The sequence below is a fragment of the Alloalcanivorax xenomutans genome, assembly GCF_900217905.1.
GTDB lineage: Bacteria > Pseudomonadota > Gammaproteobacteria > Pseudomonadales > Alcanivoracaceae > Alloalcanivorax > Alloalcanivorax xenomutans.
This window is the reverse complement of record NZ_OBMO01000016.1, coordinates 102,048-121,675: the sequence shown is the minus strand read 5'-3', so window position 1 is coordinate 121,675 and position 19,628 is coordinate 102,048. Positions and strand designations below refer to the sequence as shown.

Annotated in this window: 15 protein-coding genes; 7 read left to right on the top strand and 8 right to left on the bottom strand. The window is 59.8% G+C overall.

Going from position 1 to position 19,628, the window contains the following annotated elements:
- The first annotated feature begins 550 nt into the window (after positions 1 to 550).
- The 5 genes from CRO06_RS13900 (at position 551) to pgaD (ending at position 6,812) form a co-directional block, all read left to right on the top strand.
- Positions 551 to 736, top strand: coding sequence for a hypothetical protein (locus tag CRO06_RS13900; protein WP_022993639.1), 186 nt, complete (start codon positions 551 to 553; stop codon positions 734 to 736).
- Between the two features lie 274 nt (positions 737 to 1,010).
- On the top strand, positions 1,011 to 2,984 hold the full coding sequence (pgaA, locus tag CRO06_RS13895) for a poly-beta-1,6 N-acetyl-D-glucosamine export porin PgaA (RefSeq protein WP_179746609.1): 1,974 nt from the start codon (positions 1,011 to 1,013) through the stop codon (positions 2,982 to 2,984).
- A 9-nt stretch (positions 2,985 to 2,993) separates the two neighbouring features.
- Positions 2,994 to 5,006 (top strand): poly-beta-1,6-N-acetyl-D-glucosamine N-deacetylase PgaB, encoded by a 2,013-nt coding sequence (gene pgaB, locus CRO06_RS13890; RefSeq protein ID WP_097058692.1) that lies wholly within the window; start codon positions 2,994 to 2,996, stop codon positions 5,004 to 5,006.
- On the top strand, positions 4,999 to 6,330 hold the full coding sequence (gene pgaC, locus CRO06_RS13885) for a poly-beta-1,6-N-acetyl-D-glucosamine synthase (protein ID WP_022993636.1): 1,332 nt from the start codon (positions 4,999 to 5,001) through the stop codon (positions 6,328 to 6,330). Before pgaB ends, pgaC begins: the two co-directional genes overlap by 8 nt.
- Positions 6,330 to 6,812: a poly-beta-1,6-N-acetyl-D-glucosamine biosynthesis protein PgaD gene (gene pgaD, locus CRO06_RS13880; RefSeq protein ID WP_097058691.1), complete on the top strand. Its 483-nt coding sequence runs from the start codon at positions 6,330 to 6,332 to the stop codon at positions 6,810 to 6,812. Before pgaC ends, pgaD begins: the two co-directional genes overlap by 1 nt.
- Before the next feature lie 17 nt (positions 6,813 to 6,829).
- Here pgaD and CRO06_RS13875 read toward each other — a convergent pair whose 3' ends face one another.
- The 3 genes from CRO06_RS13875 to putA all read right to left on the bottom strand — a co-directional run bounded on the left by CRO06_RS13875 (position 6,830) and on the right by putA (position 11,655).
- On the bottom strand, positions 6,830 to 7,960 hold the full coding sequence (locus CRO06_RS13875) for an alpha/beta fold hydrolase (protein WP_097058690.1): 1,131 nt from the start codon (positions 7,958 to 7,960) through the stop codon (positions 6,830 to 6,832).
- Between the two features lie 119 nt (positions 7,961 to 8,079).
- On the bottom strand, positions 8,080 to 8,550 hold the full coding sequence (locus CRO06_RS13870; RefSeq protein ID WP_097058689.1) for a flavodoxin family protein: 471 nt from the start codon (positions 8,548 to 8,550) through the stop codon (positions 8,080 to 8,082).
- Between the two features lie 9 nt (positions 8,551 to 8,559).
- Positions 8,560 to 11,655 carry a bifunctional proline dehydrogenase/L-glutamate gamma-semialdehyde dehydrogenase PutA gene (putA, locus tag CRO06_RS13865; protein WP_179746607.1) on the bottom strand — a complete coding sequence of 1,032 codons (3,096 nt, stop codon included), beginning with the start codon at positions 11,653 to 11,655 and terminating at the stop codon, positions 8,560 to 8,562.
- Between the two features lie 125 nt (positions 11,656 to 11,780).
- Between putA and CRO06_RS13860 the strand changes: the two genes are divergently transcribed.
- Complete coding sequence (locus CRO06_RS13860) at positions 11,781 to 12,677, top strand: arginase family protein (protein ID WP_022993631.1); 897 nt, start codon at positions 11,781 to 11,783, stop codon at positions 12,675 to 12,677.
- Between the two features lie 7 nt (positions 12,678 to 12,684).
- On the opposite strand, the gene CRO06_RS13855 is transcribed toward CRO06_RS13860, so the two are convergent.
- Positions 12,685 to 13,695, bottom strand: a complete 1,011-nt coding sequence (locus CRO06_RS13855) for an ornithine cyclodeaminase (RefSeq protein WP_097058687.1) — start codon at positions 13,693 to 13,695, stop codon at positions 12,685 to 12,687.
- Between the two features lie 47 nt (positions 13,696 to 13,742).
- Positions 13,743 to 14,225, bottom strand: coding sequence for an Lrp/AsnC family transcriptional regulator (locus CRO06_RS13850; RefSeq protein ID WP_022993629.1), 483 nt, complete (start codon positions 14,223 to 14,225; stop codon positions 13,743 to 13,745).
- Between the two features lie 293 nt (positions 14,226 to 14,518).
- Between CRO06_RS13850 and CRO06_RS13845 the strand changes: the two genes are divergently transcribed.
- Positions 14,519 to 16,192, top strand: coding sequence for a 2-isopropylmalate synthase (locus CRO06_RS13845; protein ID WP_097058686.1), 1,674 nt, complete (start codon positions 14,519 to 14,521; stop codon positions 16,190 to 16,192).
- Positions 16,193 to 16,232: 40 nt separating this feature from the next.
- On the opposite strand, the gene CRO06_RS13840 is transcribed toward CRO06_RS13845, so the two are convergent.
- Genes CRO06_RS13840 through CRO06_RS13830 form a run of 3 tightly spaced genes read right to left on the bottom strand, consistent with a single transcriptional unit; the run spans position 16,233 to position 19,565 of the window.
- Positions 16,233 to 17,447, bottom strand: a complete 1,215-nt coding sequence (locus tag CRO06_RS13840; RefSeq protein WP_143247743.1) for a hypothetical protein — start codon at positions 17,445 to 17,447, stop codon at positions 16,233 to 16,235.
- A gap of 31 nt (positions 17,448 to 17,478) precedes the next feature.
- Positions 17,479 to 18,180, bottom strand: coding sequence for a type 1 glutamine amidotransferase (locus tag CRO06_RS13835; RefSeq protein ID WP_097058684.1), 702 nt, complete (start codon positions 18,178 to 18,180; stop codon positions 17,479 to 17,481).
- Between the two features lie 20 nt (positions 18,181 to 18,200).
- Positions 18,201 to 19,565, bottom strand: a complete 1,365-nt coding sequence (locus CRO06_RS13830; protein WP_097058683.1) for an META domain-containing protein — start codon at positions 19,563 to 19,565, stop codon at positions 18,201 to 18,203.
- Positions 19,566 to 19,628 lie beyond the last annotated feature (63 nt).

Genomic DNA, 19,628 nt, shown 5'->3' with positions numbered 1-19,628 from the left:
GCTGTACCGCGATTTCTTCATGTCGTTCTCCGTTTGCCTCATTGTAGGTCGGAGAACTCTAATTACGCATTCACCGATTTTAGGGGATGGTTACAACGTTGGTGTAAGACATCTATTGGTGGTTATTCCAAGGCCTCATTGAATGTTTACTTTTTTTATAATTTTGTGAGTTTTGGGATGGGCTGTTGAATTTGTGTGAGTGTGGCGGGTTCGAGAGGCTGATACAGTTTTGCGCGTTTTGAGAGTGGTGCGGCCCTGCCTGACAGGCATTCTTAAAGGATGCCAAAAAGAATCGCAATATGCCGTGACGTGTCACACATTTATTGAAGGGTTAAATGAACCATGAATGATTTGGGCTTCTCCCGATCTTCCTTTAAGGCACGGGTGGCGCTTGCGGCTCTGGAAGGTGACGTACCTGCCGAACTGATAGCGATGCGGTTTGGTGTCAGTGCGAAGGAGGTTCAGGAATGGCGTTGTCAGTTGGAGCAGCGCACTTACGAGCTGTTTGAGGCCGGCGGACGCCGGTAATGAGCCCGCTGAGGATGAAATTATGAATAGCAAACGCTTTCCTCCAGCCAGCTTTAAAGCACGGGTAGCTCTGGCGGCGATGAAAGAAGGCGAGGCGGTTGACGCGATCGCAAGCCGTTTTGGCATCAGTCGCAAGGACGTGCTTGATTGGCGTGTTCAATTGAAGCTGCGTGCCCATGAGCTATTTGAGGTTCGGGAGCGGCGCTAACAGATTTGCCGCTGCAAACTAGGGTAATGTCCCTCCTCCGCGGCCGTGGAGGATGGCCGATGTTATCGGCGCCGACAGACATCAAGTCGGCTGGCCGTTTCAGTAGTTCTGCTCATGTCATCAGGTAAATGCGATTTCCTGTCTGCGTTCAGGAACGGCATTTATTAATCCGGGACTTTCCGAGCCCCGCCATAAAGTGACATATCACCAAGTAAAAGGCGTTATGCGTAACCTATTACATTCCGTAACGAGGGCCGTCCGGCGATGGGGCCGTGTGTTCCCGGCATTGGGGATCTCTCTGTTATCTCCTTTGGCGGTAAATGCCGTCGAGCCCGACTACGCCGTGGCCTGGGATGATCTGTTTGACGCTACCCGGGCCGATGCCGCCGAGCCGGATAATCGTGAACATCATACGAGACGCCTTTCTTCACTGTCCAGCAATCGGGTGGCGGGGCCGGCGCTGTCGTTGTCTGAAGGCATGGCGCTATCGGCGCGACAACGGCGCCGATTGAAAGCCGATGCGGCGGCCGAGCTGGTACGGACGTCCTTTGCCAAGGCGCCCGATGAGAAGGAGCGCTTTCGGGTGGCGGACAAGGCACTGGCCCGTTATGAGGTACTTCTTGCTGATTGGGCCACGCAGGCGCAAGCGCGGGATGATTACACCCGCGCCCGGATCGACCGCCTTGGTGCCTTGCTGGTGCGCAAGCGGTATCGCGATGTTATCAATGAGTATGAAGCGTTGCTTGCAGAGGGGCATGAGCTGCCGGACTACGCGCTGCGCTGGGTGGCTTCGGCCCACCTTGGTATTCAGGAACCTGATCAAGCCCGTGTGTTGTTCGGTCAACTGTCCTCCACGGCAGGTCAGCCTCTTCTTACGCTTGATCAAGAACAGGAGCCGTTCTGGGCATTACTGGAAAGCGAGAGGCATGCACTGGCTGCGCGGGAAGCCAACCGGATCGTCGAAACGAGTCCCTGGCAACGTTATCACTTCGGTTCGCCGATTCCGCAGCCCAACGACAGATGGCTGATGGGCCGCCATCTCCAGGTTAACTATCTGCTTGCCGCTAATGACCTGCCAGCGGCGCAGGCACTGGCCGGCGACATGGTGTCCAGCGCGCCTGGTAATCAGGGTATCCGAATTGCGCACGCATCGGTTCTGAATGCTCGAGGCCTGCCGCGTGCCGCCGAACGTCAGCTCAAGATCGCCGAGGCGCTGTCGCCGTCCTATTTGGACCTGGAGCGCGCCCAGGCTTATGTGGCGATGAATTTGCAGGAATGGCGGCAGATGGATCTGCTGACCGACGATGTTATGGCACGCAGCGCCGAGGACCTCGCCAGTCGGCGCCTGGACCATTACCGGAATGTCCACCGAAAGTATGAACTGCGCGTCAGTGGTAGCAAAGGGATCCAGTCCGACAGCCCGGTGAGCGGCAGCAAGGACGTCAGGGGAAGCACCGTCCTGTACGGGCCGCCCATGGTGGAAAACTGGCGTGTGTTCGGTGGCTATGACTTTGCGAGTAGTGAATTCGATGAAGGCAAGGGCATCAATCAGGATGTGCGTGGCGGTATTGAATGGCGCTCGCGGGATAACTGGGCGGAAGTGGAGATCGCCAATCGCCATTTCCACCACGGTAACAAGATCGGGGTTCGCCTTTCCGCTTGGCACGACTTCAGCGACCACTGGCGTATGGGAGGCTCCGTGGAACGTCTGTCCCGATCGACTCCGCTCAGAGCGTTGCGCAACGGTGTGACCGCCGACAGCGCCGAAGTCTTCGTGCGTTGGTATCACAATGAGCGCCGTGAATATCGGTTAAGTCTGGCGTCGGGCCGGTTCTCGGACGGTAATGACCGTTTTGAGTACAGCCTGAGCGGTAAGGAGAGGCTATGGACGACACCCCGTTTTACCCTCGATGTGCTGCCGACGATTGCCGGTAGCACCAATAGTGAGGTGAACAAGCCCTATTACAATCCCGGGAAGGACATTACCGCCATTCCAGTATTGCTTGGTGAGCAGGTTTTGCACCGCCGTTACGATACGGTATGGACACAACAATTCATGGGCGGAGCCGGTGCCTACTGGCAGGAGTGGTACGGCACAGGGTTGATCTCCCTTTTAGGTTATGGGCAAAGAATACGCTGGAACGGGGTATTGGACGCGGGGGTGATGCTGATGTGGGATAAACGCCCTTATGACGGCCGGCGCGAACGGAATCTTTCCATAGCTTTTGATATGAACTTCCGATTTTAGGGATTGCTCATGTTTTTACCTGTGTCCCGTGTTGTGCTGATCATGGTGGGCATTGTTCTGATCGGCGCCTGCGCAACCGCCGAACCTCCGCGTTTCCTGCCGCCGCAGGATCGACCGCCGTTGGAGAAGGAGACGCCCTGGCCAAAAAATGGCTTCCTGGTACTGGCTTACCATGATGTGGAGGATGGCGCGGCGGATCAGCGATATCTTTCAGTACGTACCAGTGCTCTGAATGAGCAAATGGCTTGGTTGCGCGACAACGATTACCAACCGGTCAGTGTTCAGCAGATTCTGGATGCACATAATGGTGGAAAGGCACTGCCGGCGAAGGCCGTTCTATTGAGCTTCGATGACGGCTTTAGCAGCTTCTATACCCGCGTTTGGCCGTTGCTGAAGGCCTACGACTGGCCGGCGCTGTGGGCGCCGGTGGGCAGCTGGGTCGATACACCGCTTGATGAGCCTGTGGATTTTGGTGGTCTGATGAGTGCGCGAGACCGGTTTGCTACCTGGGATATGGTGCGCGAGCTGAGCTCGTCGCCATTGGTGGAAATTGGCGCGCATACCTGGAACGCCCATTTCGGTGCATTGGGTAACCCGCAAGGCAGCGCGTTGCCTGCCATTGCGAACCGTGGCTATGACGAAAGGACCGGACGCTACGAAAGCGACCGGGAATTCCAACAGCGAATCGATAACGATATAAAGGTGATCACCGCTAGGTTGCGCGAGCATACCGGCATGGCGCCGCGTGCCTGGGTATGGCCCTACGGGGCGGAGAATGGAACGGCACTGTCTATCGCCCAGAAACACGGCTACCAACTGGCATTCACGCTTGAGGACGGCTTGGCCAATGCCGCCGATTTGAGCAGCATTCCACGCATGCTGATCTCCGGAAATCCGTCCATTCATGAATTTTCCAATGCGGTGTCACGGGTTAGGGAAATCAGCCCAATGCGGGTCATGCATATCGATCTGGACTATGTCTATGATCCGGATCCCGGGCAGCAGAAACGAAATGTGGACACTCTGATTCAAAGGGTTCACGACATGAAGATCAGCCATGTCTTTTTGCAGGCGTTTGCTGATCCGGAAGGCGACGGTAACGTCAAGGCACTGTACTTCCCGAATCGCTGGTTGCCCATGCGCGCGGACCTGTTCAATTTTATTTCTTGGCAACTCAGAAATCGGGCGGAAGTGAAGGTGTACGCCTGGATGCCGGTGCTGGCGTTTGATCTCGACGCCGCCATTCCGCGTGTTCAGACCCTGAGGCCGGGAACCGGCTCGGTGGAGCCGGACCAGTATGCGCGTCTGTCGCCCTGGAATGACGAAGCGCGTCGGCGTATTACTGAAATCTATCAGGATCTGGCCAGACACGCCTCGTTCCAGGGAGTGTTGTTCCACGACGACGCGCTGCTGTCGGATTTTGAAGATGCCGGGCCCGATGCCATGGCGGCTTATCGATCCGCGGGCTTTCAGGGAACCATTGCGGATATAAGAGAAAACCCGGAAGAGTTCCGCCGTTGGACCCGGTTCAAGAGTGCTTCTCTTGTAGCGTTCACCCGGTCACTGGCCCAGGCGGTACGGGACATTCGTGGTCCACAGGTGAAGACAGCCCGAAACATCTATGCCATGCCCGTGTTGGAACCGGAAAGCGAGGCCTGGTTCAGCCAGAATTTCGATGATTTCCTTGCTGCTTATGACTGGGTCGCTCCGATGGCGATGCCGCTTATGGAAGGGGTGTCCATCGAGAAAAGCAATGAGTGGCTTGACCGACTGGTGCAAGCGGTGATGAGACATCCAGGAGCACGGGATAAGACGATATTTGAACTGCAAGCTCTGGATTGGCGTGGGGAACAGGGCCATCGCCAGATCAGCGCGGCAAAGCTGGCCGAATGGATGACGCGCCTACAGCTGAACGGTGTCCGTCATTATGGATATTACCCGGATGATTTCATCAACGACCAACCCGAGATGTCCGGAGTAAGACCGGCCTTCTCCTCTTACTGGTACCCGGAAAATGATTGATCGTTTCATCGCTTTCTTGCTCATGTGCCTGGTGCTCAGCATTCCGCTTGGTGTGGCGGTATTCTTCACTGGAGAGGTGCTACTCAGCTTCGTGTTCTTCTGGCCGTTGTTCATGGCGGCGATGTGGATCACTGGAGGCCTGTATTTCTGGTTTTACCGCGAACGCCGGTGGCCGTGGGGCGAGGAGGTGCCGCCGCCGGAGGTGGAGGGTAACCCGCTGATCTCCATTGTTATTCCTTGCTTCAATGAGGGATTGAACGCACGGGAAACCATAGAGTCGGCATTGGCACAGCGTTATCAGAACATCGAGGTGATCGCCGTCAACGACGGCTCGTCGGATAACACCGCGGAGGTATTGGACCGGCTTTCCAGCCAGCATTCTCGCCTGAGGGTCATTCATCTGGCGGAAAATCAGGGGAAGGCGGTGGCGCTGAAAACCGGTGCGGCGGCCGCTCGCAGTGACCTTCTGGTGTGTATTGATGGGGATGCGCTGCTTCATCGGGATGCCGCGGCTTATCTGGTGGCGCCACTGGTGAAGTATCCCCGTGTCGGGGCTGTCACCGGTAATCCGCGTATCCGTACTCGCTCAACCTTGATTGGCCGTATTCAGATCGGTGAGTTCTCCTCGATCATCGGTCTTATCAAGAGAACTCAGCGTATCTATGGGCAGATTTTTACCATCTCTGGTGTTGTTTCGGCTTTTCGTCGCCGGGCACTGGCCGATGTCGGATACTGGAATCCGAACATGATCACCGAGGATATTCATATCAGTTGGAAGCTCCAGCTACGCCATTGGCAGGTCTTTTTCGAGCCCCGTGCTCTGTGTTGGATTCTGATGCCGGAAACACTGAAGGGTTTGTGGAAACAGCGCCTGCGCTGGGCTCAGGGTGGGGCGGAAGTCTTTCTACTCAATATGCGGCGGCTTTGGTCGTGGGAATATCGCCGCATGTGGCCGCCGTTCGCGGAGTTTTTCCTCTCCACTATCTGGGCATTCGCTTATGCCATGAGCGTGGTGCTGTTCATCATTGGCCTTGTCTATACACTGCCGGATAATCTGGTGGTGCTGCGCCTGTTTCCGCCGGAGTTCACCGGGTTGATGCTGGGTGTGGTTTGCCTGTTGCAGTTTTTCGTTAGCCTGTTGATCGAGCGCCGCTACGAGAAAGGCATTGGGACGTCACTGTTTTGGGTTATCTGGTTTCCGGTGGTCTATTGGATGCTGAATCTGTTTACCACTTTGGTGGCTTTCCCGAAGGTGATGTTCAAGCGCCGGCGAACCCGTGCTCGCTGGGTCAGTCCCGATCGTGGTATTGGAAGGATAGGATGATGGAACAGCCGCTGATTTTTACTGAACGCCGTCTTCTGCCCCGCCTGATTGATGTCGTGCTTACGCTGATTGCCTGGGTTGGCTTTGGCTATCTGATTTATCAGGGGGTGGTGACCGCGCTGACCGAGAATCCGAACATTGGCCCCCGGCCGATTTTCTCGACACTGAATACCGTCTCGCTCTACCTCATTATTGCCCTGGTCAATGCCTGTTTGCTGATCATCTGGGCTAAATACAATCAATTTCGGTTTAGTGGGGAGGAGCGCCGTAGCCGCGCCCAGGATCTGACCTTGGAAGATCTGGCGGAGAACTTCCAATTGTCATCTGAGCTGGCGCAAGAACTCGCCAGCGGCTGTTGGATGAGAATCCATCATGATGATCATGGAACGATTGTCGCTCTGGATATTCGCCAGAGCCCGGCCCATCACATCGAATCGATAGCTGGCAGTCGGTCTACCGTGGGAGGTTTTACCGCTATCTGAAGGATGGGCCGGCTGCCTTATCCATCGCGCTCGATCAGCCACTGTGCCACGCGCGGCCAGCTTTCCTGCTGAGCTTTGCCGCCGCCGAGAATGGCCATGTGGCCACCACTTACCGAGAGGCACTCGACATCGGTGCTGCTCACCAATGGCAGCATCGCCCGTGAGCATTCGGGGGTAACGATCATGTCGGCGGGACTGGTGATATTCAGCATGGGCACAGTGACCCGGCTGAGGTCGCCTTCATCTCCTTTCATGGGCAGCCGGCCTTCGGCCATGACATTGTCCACCCACAGATAATGGATGATGTCCTGAATCACCGCGCCGGGGTAAGCCACCATGTCATCGAGAAATGCGCCGTTGGTGGCGTGATTGCTCACATAATCGTGATCGTCCAGGTGGCGCAACAGGTCCAGGTAGCCCTTGAGGCTGGCTACCGGACTGGTCAGTTTGAACGCCAGACTATTGAGCCAGCCCGGTGAGCGGAACCAACCCGGTGGGAGTTCGTGGGCGCGCCAGCCGGTACGTCGCCGCAGCCAGCCCAGGGTATGGCTGATGCGTTGATACTGGCGGCCGAGTATCCCGTTGCGATGATAGTCCGTGGGCGCGCCGACCAGGACCAGATTGCCGATGTCCGGATCACGTCCCAGCGCGCAATAGCACAGACTGAACAGCCCGCCGAAACTCCAGCCGTGCAGATTCAAGCGACGTTCGCCGCTGTGCTCGCGAACCCGTTCCAGCATGCCGGGAAGGCATTCGGCAAAGTAATGGGCCAGCCCCTGACGGTCGTGCGCCCTGCCGGGGCGTCCCCAATCGATCAGGTACAGCTCGAAACCCCTGGCGCGTAAATAACGCACCAGACTGCGTTGTGGGAACAGGTCGTAGATCAGCATGTTCACCGCCAGCGGCGGCACCAGCACCAGGGGGGTACGCTGTCGTTGTGTACTTACCACCAGCTCGCTGCCGTCTTCCAGCGGGACGGAAGTTTCCGCCAGCGGAGGGTAGTAGCGCAGCCGGGCCAGCCCATCGTCATGGATCACTTGAAACGGTGTGGTCTGCGCCTGAATCAGCGGGCGCGGACGGATGATCCATTGGCGGGCGTTTTCCAGGGTGGCGCGGGCGGAACCCAGGGCGGGAACGGAAAGCGGCATGATACGAACGGTTTCGGCGAATAGCGGGGCGCGCAGTGTACTGGGGGACGGGGTGGCCGGGAGTTGCCGGTGAGCCGCTGGCCCCTGTCGTGTTGGCAAGCCGCGCGCCGCCCGGCGGTTCAGAAAATGCCGTTGTCCAGACCGGCGGCCAGATACAGCCCCAGTTCTTCCACCTGCTCCACAAAGGCATCCTGCCAATCGCCTCGGCAGACCAGTGGTGGCTGCACCCAGTTCCAGCGCAGACCGGTAACGATGGATTCGATGGCGCGGCGAGTGCCGGTGCCATCGTGGCCGGCGCGGATGTAAAGCGCGCAGGGCAGTCCCTGTTTGTGTTCCAGTACGGCGTAATAGGTACGGTCAAAAAAATCCTTCAGTGCGCCGCTCATATAGCCCAGATTCTCGGTGGTGCCGAGCAGAATGGCATCGCAGGCCATGACGTCATCGGGGCCGGCTTCCAGCGGCGGTTTCCAGATCGCGCGGACATTCTCGATGTCGTCATGGCCGGCGCCGCGCAGGGCGGCGTCCACCAGTTTGCGGGTATTGGGCGAGGGCGTGTGGGCCACGATCAGCAGGGTTTTGGTGTCGCTCATGAGGTCAGTTTAAGGAGCCTCCCCCAGATTCACCAGGTCCGGGTCGATACCCAGGGCTGACAGATTCTCGGTGGTCACCCGCTCGGTGCAGAAACGCATCAGATAGTGCGGACCGCCGGCCTTGAAGCCGGTGCCGGAGAGGCGTTCACCGCCGAACGGCTGGCAGCCGGGCACGGCGCCGATCTGGTTGCGGTTGATGTAGAGGTTGCCGACGCGGACTCGCTCCACCCAGTCATCGATGTGCGCCTGGATGCGGCTGTGAATGCCCAGGGTGAGGCCGTAGCCGGTGCGCTCGATGTAGTCGATCACTTTGTCCCGCTCATCGTGACGCCAGGCGGCGATGCACAGCAGCGGCCCGAAAATTTCTTCTTCAGGCAGGTGTTCCCAGTCCACCAGCGCCGCTTCCGGCGCCACGTAGAATCCCTGTGCGCCAAGAGCCGGGTCAACTTCCGGCGTGACCGCGCTCCAGCGAGCGTGGCGGCGCAACCCGGCGCGGGCCTGTTCCAGTTGATCGCGGGCGCCGGCGTTGATGACCGGCCCCACGTCGCTGGCCAGCAAGGCGGGATGGCCCATTTTCAGCGACGCCATGGCGCCTTCGAGCTTGGGCAACAGGCGGTCAAGCAAGGTGTCCTCCACCAACAGCACCCGCAGGGCGGAGCAGCGCTGACCGGCGCTGGTGCAGGCGCTGGTCAGCACGTCCCGTACCAGTTGCTCAGGCAGAGCGGAGCTGTCGGCGATGAGGACATTGAGTCCGCCGGTTTCGGCGATCAGCGGCAGCAGGGGACCGTCACGGGCGGCCAGGGTGCGTTCGATATGTTTCGCGGTGGCGGTGCTTCCGGTCACCGCTACTCCGGCGAGGGCAGAATCGTTAAGCAGGGCGTCGCTGATTTGGCTGGCCTCGCCGCCGACGAAATGCAGCGCCGCCTCTGGCACGCCCGCCTCGTGCAGCAGTTGCACCGCCCGCCAGGCGATGAAGGGTGTGTCGGAAGCCGGCTTGGCCAGTACGGTGTTGCCACTGACCAGCGCCGCGAGAACCTGCCCGCAAAAAATCGCCAGCGGAAAATTCCAGGGACTAATGCAAAGGAAGACGCCACGGGCATGCCAGGTCAGTTGGTTGGCCTCACCGCTGACATGCTCCAGGACCAGCGGTGTTCCCTGCAGTGTCTCCGCCTGTTGCGCGTAGTAGCCACAGAAGTCATGGGCTTCGCGCCAGTCGGCGAAGGCGTCGGCGAAGGTCTTGCCCCCTTCCAGCATGAGCAAATAAAGCAGTTCCGGCTGATGCTGTTCCAGCAAACCGGCGAAACGTCGCACGATGTCCGCTCGTTCCGACACTGGCCGATGGCTCCAATCAACGAAGGCCTCCCGCGCCTGGGCATAGGCCTGATGGACCGTGTCAACGTCGGCAAGGAAAACTTCTCCGAGTTCGCGGCCGTCGGCGGGGCTGTGGCGAGGCCGGGGATGATCGTTCGACGCGCCGGCGCGCCAGCGGTGATCGTGCCATTGATGCAGGGATTGCCGTAATGAATGCAGAACGTCAGGGTCGGTCAGTGACGGTAGCGTCGGCACCCGGCGGGGCGAGAACCGTTCTGGTGGCGGCAGCAATTCCTGTGGTTGTTCCCGGGCAGGGCGCCAGTTCAGGGTAGGGTCCACCGCCAACTGTTCCGCCGCGATGTGTTCATCCAATAGCAAATTGACGAAGGATTGGCTGCTGCCGTTTTCCATCAGACGCCGGACCAGATAGGGCAGCAGCGTACTAAATGGGCCCACGGGGGCGTACAGGCGAAGTGGATAGCCGTGCCGTTCAACGAAGACCCGGTGCTGGGCTTCGCCCATGCCCGCCAGTCTCTGGAATTCAACATCGCCGCTGAAGCCGTCCAGATGATGATGCAGCCAGGCCAGGGTATGGCAATTGTGCGTGGCGAATTGCGGATAAAAACACGTCGGTTCGGACAGCAGCCGTTTGGCGCAGGCCAGGTAACTGATGTCGGTATGCACTTTACGGGTATGGACCGGGTAATCACACAGGCTCTGCTGTTGCGCCAGCTTGATCTCGGTGTCCCAGTACGCCCCTTTCACCAGGCGCACCGGCAATTTCAGATTATGTTCGCGCGCCTGATCGGCCAGCCAGTCGATCACCGCCGGCGCCCTTTTCTGGTAGGCCTGCACCGCCACGCCCAGCCCCTGCCAATCAGCAACTTCCGGCAGGGTGAGGGCTTGCCCGAACAGGCGCAGAGCGATCTCCAGGCGGTCCGCCTCCTCCGCGTCCAGGGTTACCGGAATGCCGGTGGTGGCGGCGCGGGACACCAGATCCTGCAAGCGTGGCCACAATTGCTCCCGCACGATGGCCCATTGGGCGAATTCGAAACGGGGATGGAGCGCGGACAGCTTGATGGAGATGCCGTCCCGGGCCAGCACCGGCAGGCTCGGGTCCTGACCGGCGAGCACCTCGATGGCCTGGCGATACTGGCGATGGTAGTGCTCGGCTTCGGCATCGCTCTGCGCTGCTTCACCGAGCATATCGAAGGAATAACGCAGCGATGGATCGCGGCGCCGCAGAGCTTGTGGCAGGGTTTCGCCGAGCACGAACTGGCGGGCAATCAGTTGCACACCCTGCACCAGGGCGCGGCGGAACAGTGGGTCTCCGAGACGCCGGCGCAGCCCATGCCAGGCATCTGGAAGACTTTCATCCTGCTCCAGCCAGCGGGCTGACAGGGACAGGCCGCGGGCGGCGACCTGTATCAACGCCGGGGCGTCGTCGTCCGGCAGGCTCCAGTCGCCACGGGTGAGCAGATCGTGAATCAGGTCGTTGGCGTTATCGGCATCGGGAATGCGTAACAAGGCCTCCGCCATTGTCAGCAGCAGACGGCCCTCGCGGGAATTCAGGCGCCAGCTGTGCAGGAACTGTTCGAACAGGGCCGGGCGGGCGGCGCGGGCCGCCTCCACCAGAGACTGGCATTCGGCGGCGATGGCCTGCCGGTCCGCTTCGGCGAGCCTCAGAGCGGGCAACAGATCGGCGATCAGGGTGTTCTGATCCGCCAGATGAAGCGCCCGCAACGGGGCCAGGTCGGGGCGGGGGGCGGGCAGGTCGGCAAGCGGTGGGATCATGATGTCGATCTCCAGGCTCTCCATGAAGCCATCAACGGGGGTATGCTGATGGCAACGGGGCGTGCGGAAAGAGTCACGTCTGTTTTGAGGATAACCGCGACGGGCGGTTTCGGCGAGGATTGGCCATGTTGTCATTACCCGCGCTGGCGGCGCCGTCCTATCTGGGTGGACGGCGACCGGAAAGGCCCTGGCGGCCTGGAGATATCCGCTTGACGCCGTTGTGGCGAAGACTGCGGCGGCGCCATGGTCTTACGCTGGACTGGCGCGGCTGTTTAACGCCACCGGACAAGGCGTCCGGCCAGCCCGCCCTGGCCGAATACCTGAACAGACTTCGAGACGGCGTGTACAACGAACTGAGCAGCGGCCGGCCATTGTTCGTGCTCGGCGGCGATCACGCCAATGCCATGGCGGTGTGGGACGCCGCCATGGCGGCGGTCGGTGAGCGCCGCTTCGGACTGCTGTGGATCGACGCTCATCTGGACTGCCATACCTTCATGACCACCCCTTCGGGCAATGTGCATGGCATGCCGCTGGCGGCCTTGTTGGGGCTGGCGGATCCGCCCCTGGCGGCGCTGATGCCCGGCCGCTGCCGGTTGCGGCCGGAAGCACTGTGTCTGTTCGGGGTGCGCAGTTATGAGCGTGCCGAACAGGAAGCCATGGCGCGCTTGAAGGTCCGCGTGATTCAGGCGGCCCGGGTGCGCCGCGACGGCATCGACGGGGCTTTGGACGGAGCGCTGGATCACCTGGAGCGGCACTGCGAGCACTATGGAATCAGCATCGATCTTGACGCTATCCATCCGCGCCAGGCGCCGGCGGTGGCCACGCCGGTGGTCGGGGGGCTCAATGGTCCGGCCTTGTGTCAGGCGTTGTGCCGGAGGGTGGATCCGGATCGCTGCCGGATCCTGGAAATCGCCGAGTTCTACCCGTCGCTGGATCGCGCCGGCCGCACCCAGCGGCTATTGGCGGATCTGGTTGGCGCCTGGTGGTGGTCCCGCGGCAGCCGTCGGCGGGGGTGGGCCTGAGGCCTCGTCAATTGCCCGCCACCAATGAAAACAAGTCCTTCGGATCGGCCAGATCCGGTACCAGGGTCACCTCGCTACCGATGTCGTATCGCTCCGCCAACCGTGCCACCAGGTCCAGCACCGCCAGGTCCTCCACGGCGATGCCCACGGCATCGAACAGGGTGATTTCATCATCGTTGTCACGCCCGGGGCGCTGATCGGTGAGCACTTCCCACAATTCAGCATGGACGCTGGCGGCCCCGGTTTGCTGGATCTCGCCTTCCTGTTCGCTTTGCGGCCGGTACTCCACCACGGTTTTGCAACGGCGTATCACCTCTGGTGACAGTTCCGTTTTACCCGGGCAGTCGCCGCCCATGGCGTTGATGTGGACGCCGGGACGCAGCAGTGCTTCGTCGATCAGGGACTGGTGTTGCTTGGCGGCGGTGAGCGTGATCCAGACATCGGCGTCACGGAGCGTATCGGCGATGTCCTGTCCCCGCCGCAGCCGGAAACGGTGGCCGAGATGGCCGGCGAATTTGTCCATGGCGGTGCCGTCGATGTCGAAGTAGTTGACCTCCGTCACCGGCAGGCGGCTGGCCAGGGCCAGCACCTGGAATTCCGCCTGGGCGCCGCAGCCGATCAACGCCACCCGCTGGCTTTCCAGCCGCGCCAACAGGCCGGCGGCCAGGGCCGCCACGGCGGCGGTCCGCACCGCGGTCAGCAAGGTCATCTCACTGATCATCAGCGGATAGCCGCTGGGCACGTCGGCCAGCAGGCCGATGGCGGTGACACTGAGTTTGCCCCGCGCCGGGTTGCCCGGGTGGCCGTTCACATATTTGACGCCATAGAGCCGGTCATCGGCGCAGGGCATCAGTTCGGTAACGCCGAAAGGGTAATGGAAGGCATGGCGGGGAGAGAGCTGTAACTCCGGCCAGCGGCGCAGATAATCCTCGATGGCATCCACGGCCAGTGCCAGGAAAGGTTCCAGGCCGACGCGCCGGATCAAGGTCTGCATATCGGTCACGGTGATCAGCTTCATACGCCCTCCCGCGTGGATACATCCCCATGCTACCCCCGCTGGCCGCCCTACAGATAGTCCAGAGGCAGGGCACTGGTGTCGATCACCCGCCGCATCACGAAGCTGGAGTGCACGCCGCTGACACCCTCGATGCGGGTCACCTTGTTGAGCAGAAAGTTCTGATAGTGGTCGATGTCCGGCACCACCACCTTGAGCAGGTAGTCCGCTTCCTGGCCGGTGACCAAATAGCACTGCTGCACTTCCGGGTACCGCGACACGGTGGCCTCGAAATTGGCGAAGCGCTCAGGGATGTGGCGATCCATGCTGACCTGAATCATGACGGTGAGGTCCAGACCCAGCTTCCGGGGATCCAGCACCGTTTCCCGCCGCAGGATGATCCCCGCCGCTTCCAGCTTTTGTACCCGGCGCGAGCAGGGTGAAGGGGACAGGCCGACCCGCTCAGCCAGTTGTTGGTTGGTGAGACCTCCGTCTTCCTGGAGAGCTCGCAGTATGCGGACGTCGGTACGGTCCAGATTTGCCGGTTTTTCCATCGTTGCGACGATTCCTGTCTATTTTCGAATGATTTTCGAGATAATATTGCTCAATATTCGAAAATTTAGGGAAAAAAGCAAGCACATTGCCTGGTTGTCTACGTAAACTGTCTCTTGTCGTCACGGGTCACAAGTCCGGGCGACACCGGAAGCGGCCCCGCCCTACCCGGCGGTGGTCGTACCCGGATCCGCGTTGGCCGGTGATCCCGGAGAACGACAGAGGGCCTGCCTGGCGGGCCCCCAGAACCCAAAAAGCGGGCTTCCCTTACCAGGGTATCAACTGGAGTCACTTCATGAGTTTCGATCATCGCAAATACAGTCCTTTCGTCACCGTCGACAAACCGGATCGCAAGTGGCCGAGCCGCCGCATCGAGCAGGCGCCGCTATGGGCCGCGGTCGACCTGCGTGATGGCAACCAGGCGCTGATCAAACCCATGTCGGTGGCGCAGAAAAAGCGTTTCTTCAAGCTGTTGGTGGAAGTGGGCTTCAAGGAAATCGAAGTGGGTTTCCCGTCCGGCAGCCAGATTGATTTTGATTTCTGCCGTGCCCTGATCGAGGAAGACCTGGTGCCGGACGATGTCCATATCCAGGTGCTCACCCAATCACGGCACGAGCTGATCGAGCGCACCTTCGAAGCGATACGTGGCGCCAAGAACGCCATTGTTCACATTTACAACGCCACCTCGCCGACGTTCCGCGATCAGGTGTTCAATGTGGACAAGGAAGGTTGCAAGGCCATCGCCGTGCAGGCCGCCACCTGGGTGCGTGACATGGCGGCGCGGCAGCCGGAGACCCATTGGAGTTTTGAGTACTCGCCGGAGACTTTCAGTGCCACGGAGACCGATTTCGCCGTTGAGGTGATCGATGCCGTGAATGAGGTATGGCGCCCGGATCAGGGACAGCGGGTGATCATCAACCTGCCCGCCACGGTGGAGGTGAGCACGCCGAATGTGTTCGCCGATCAGGTGGAGATCGTGCATGAAAATATCCGCTATCGGGAGCATGTACTGATCAGTGTCCATACCCATAACGACCGTGGCTGTGGCGTGGCCGCCGCCGAGCTGTCGATGATGGCCGGCGCCGACCGGGTGGAAGGCACCTTGCTGGGTAATGGCGAGCGCACCGGGAACATGGATCTGGTCACCTGCGGCATGAACCTCTATACCCATGGGGTCGATCCCGGAATTGATTTCTCACGGATGAAGGAAATCGTGCAGGTGGTGGAGGAGATCACTGATATCCCCACGCATCCCCGTCATCCGTACGCCGGCGACCTGGTGTTCACTGCCTTTTCCGGCAGCCATCAGGATGCCATCCGTAAGTGTCTCGGCCTGTACAAGCCTGGTGACATCTGGCGTGTGGCTTATCTGCCCATTGATCCGGCGGATCTGGGCCGGCGCTATGAGGAAGTGGTGCGGATCAATTCCCAGTCCGGTAAAGGCGGCGTGACGCACGTGCTGGAGCGGGACTACGGCATCAGCCTGCCGCGCTGGCTGCAGCAGGAAATGGCGAAACTGGTACAGAGTGATGCCGAGGAAGACGGTGGTGAGATCGATAGCCGCCGGGTACATCAGCGCTTCAACAGTGACTATCTGGAAGTGCCGAATGGCTGGACCCTGCGTTCCTATGACCTGCATCGCGGCGAAGAAGGGGTGCAGGCGCAGATCAGCATTGGCGATGAGCGTTCACCGGTGACGGTGCTGTCCGGCCGCGGCGAAGGTGCCGTTGGCGCTCTGGTGGAGGCACTCAATCGACGCCAAGGGTGGCAGTTGCAGGTGGAAGCGTTCGATGAGTATTCCTTGGGCGACAACACCGAAGCCAATGCCATGGCCTGTGTCCGGGTGCAGGTTGGCGGCCACACACAAAGTGCCGTGGCGCTGGCCGCGGACACCACCGCCGCTGCCCTGCAGGCGATCCTGTCCGCCGCTGGCCGCATGGCCGAAGCTCAGGCGCGGAAAAGCGCCTGAGATTGGCATCGCGAGCCTGCCCCTTCCCATTCGTTTCCGATCACCGGTCCTGTTCTTGTGGCTGGTGATCGGTTTTGTCCTTCTTCTCTCCGGGCTCTCCCTCGCTTCCATCATCTTTTTCGCCTGGATTTGGTGGCGAGCAATCATCAATCCAGGCAACCGCCTCGGTGGGGACGAAGTAGGTCTTTTTTGAGCTTGTGCCGTGTGGGCGTACCACATATTGGCTGTCCGCTTCCGTCAGAATTTTCAATGGAATGCTCGTGATGGGGGTAGCGTGTATATCATCTAGAACAGAAAGCTGAGTGTTCAAACCAAAAATTGCACAGGCCCTGGCGCCTGAGGCGGAGATTTGTAGAGCATTGGCGGTTAATGCCGACCCCACCGGTTGAAGAATGGTGTGGGATAAAGTCATCAATGCCAGCGCAGCGAAAGTGCTAGTGGCGATCGGCTGCTTATTTTTTGACAACGTACCTATGAAAATGGCGCCAAGGATTTGAGTGAGTATCAAGGCGATGAAAAAAGTACTAATTAGAGAGATTCTTTGATCATTGGGTCCTTGTTGGATACTGCTTTCCGAAATCGCTAATGCGGGAAGGGTAAAGATAAAAAAAGTCAGGATTTGAAATAGGCTGCTGAAGAGACTTATAAAAAAAGCATGAGTTATGCTTTTCCTGGTTCGGAATATAATGGCTGCCAGTGTGGTTAGGAAAAAAGTAGCGAAGACGAGGAGCAGACCTGACGTAGTGATTCGGGTTCCATCTTCCGAATTTGGTTCTAGAGCGAGAAGTTTGTATACGGTTGCCAACCATATGACGCATGACAATAGTGAGGCCATCGACCAGATTAGAGCAAAAGGATGTTTCTGAAAGAGTAGTTTCGCTCTTCCCGTTATGCTCTGAAATCGACTCCGCTTGGTCGCTAGTAGAAGCCTTTTCTTTCTGGAAGGAACTCTGACTTTTGGTAGCTCTGAATACAGAAAGAGTGCAGGAGATATAATCATTGCAACGATGAGGGTAATCGCCAGCAACTGAAATACAAATAAGGCCGGTAACCCAGTAATGATTCCGGGTGAGAATAAGCTTAGTGGGACTTTTTCGTGGACGATATAGCCATAAAGCCCCAGTACGGCCAGGACAAGAACCATACTGGCCAATGGCCAGGTCCGCTCATTTAACCATTTCAAGTCACGACTGATTGATTTTATTGCGCGGTGGGTAGCAGGGCCGCCGGAGGTTGAAAGTGCTGTCTTGTTCAAACCTAACTATCCATGAATATAGAAAACCCAATTAATCCGAGCCGATATCGAAAAAACGCCCCAGCAACACCGACAGCAACCGCTGATTGGCGGTGAATGCCTGGGGCATGCTGAGGATTTCCGTGGCGCTCTGGGTCCAGGGGCCGGGGCTCAGGTCGGTCGCGCATTCCTGGCATAGGGTGCGGGCGTTGTCCTCGCCCATTTCCAGGTGAAATTGCAGGGCCAGGACGTTTTCACCGTAGCTGAAGGCCTGATGCTCGCATCCCCAACTGCGTGCCAGATGCAGGGCGCCGTCGGGGATTTCGAACGTATCACCGTGCCAGTGAAATACCGCGGGTGCATCGTTGAACAGGCTGCCCAGCGGGTGCTGGCGGCCCAACTCGGTGCTCTGTACCGGAAAAAAGCCGATCTCCTTGTCCGGATTCTTATGCACCCTGGCCCCGAGCGCGCGGGCGATCAGTTGGGCTCCCAGGCAGATACCAAGCACCTTGTGGCCGCGATCGATGCAGGCGCGGATAAAACGCTTCTCGTCCGCCAGCCAGGGGTAGCGGTGCTCATCGTCCGCGCTCATGGGCCCGCCCATGACGATCAGCGCGTCCAGGTCATCCGGATCGGGCAGCTCTTCACCGTGATAAAGGCGGGTGGCGGTGATGCGCGCGCCATTGGAGGCCAGCCAGGGTTCTATGGCTCCCAGCTTCTCGAAGGGCACATGGGTCAGGTAATGGATGCGCATGACCAGCCTCTCAGTTCCGGTTACAGGTACTCCGCGGTGAACACCGCCAGCAGATGGTGTTCCTGGTCGTAGAGACTAAGCCGCTCACCATCGATCCGAAAGCCCCGGGTTTGCTCCAGACTGGCGAGGAAGGCGCCGGAGACATTGTCTCCGGCGCAGGCCCGTTCGGTGGTGGTTAATTCCGTGAAGGTGAGGTTGTCGCCGTCCACGGTGAAACCGCCGGTAAGGCGATTGCAGCTGGTATCGCCCTTGACCGTGTTATCGCCGGCAAGGATCAGGTGGGCCTGGTTCCGGCCCTCGGCGGGGGGCGGGGCGGTCCGGCCGTCCACGTCAATCAATTTCCAGTAGGTGTTGGTCAGTTGCGCGGAGGGTTGTTCGCACTGCTCGGGCTCCATCACCTTGCGATAATCGCGAACCACCAGGGCGTCCACCAGCGTACCGGCTTCCCGGCCGCGCCGTTTTTCCAGGGTCCCGTCCAGTTCCATGAACATGGGGGCCATGGGTTCCAGGCCGGCTTGCTGGTAAGCCTTGGCCAGGGCATCGGCCATGGCGCCGGTCACGGTCAGGCGCCGGTCGCTGTCGCAGGGCGTGAAGATGGCCTGCTCGTTGTGGTAAAGGTAACGACCGACGAAGCTGACCGGTGCCGGCCCGCTGTCATGGGCGGTCATGTTCACCGTGGCGAGCCGCCCTTCATCGTCCCGCTGCAAAGGGGTGTCCCCGGTGGTCATGACAACACCGCCATCGACGATGACCCTGGCGTTCACCGAATAGTCGGCGCCGGCCTTGAGGCGCCCCTTGGCCAGGTACAGATGGAACGGCTGCGGACTGTCCCGCAAGTGAACCAGGCGCTGCAGCAAGGGGGTCCGGTTGGCGTCCATCAAGGTCACGGCCAGCACCGCTTGCGGGGGCAGTTTGGTATCGCTGGCGAAGGTGATTTCGCCGGCGATCTCTTCCACCGCTTCGCTATCCCGTTGATACACACCGGTGTAAGGGAGGTTTTCGTCCTGCTCTCCCTCCTGGCCTTCCAGGGTCAGTGTGTCCTGCTCCAGGGCCACGCTCAGGGTGGCTTCGTTGACGTTATCCTGCCCATTCAGGTAGCGCAGGATCAGTTGATCGTCGCGGCGTTCCCAGCTCAACCCCTGGTGCTTGCTGTCGCCAACCAGAAACAATTCGCCGTCCTCGGCCAGTACCAGGATGCGTGTTGCCTTGTCACCGTCGGGGCGCCAGGCGCCGCTGATGCTGTCCCGTTTCACGGCGGCCGACTCGGGGGCTGGGCTGGCTTGCTCGGGCTGCGGTTGCGGCGCAGCGGGGGCATCGGGGGAGGGGCTGTCGTCACAGGCAGCCAATAGCGCTACCAGGGGCAGCACGAGCCCGATTGCTTTCATAGGAAGCTCTCCAAATTCTGTCTTGAATATCTAGTCGAATCGAACGCCAGGTTCGAACCCGTG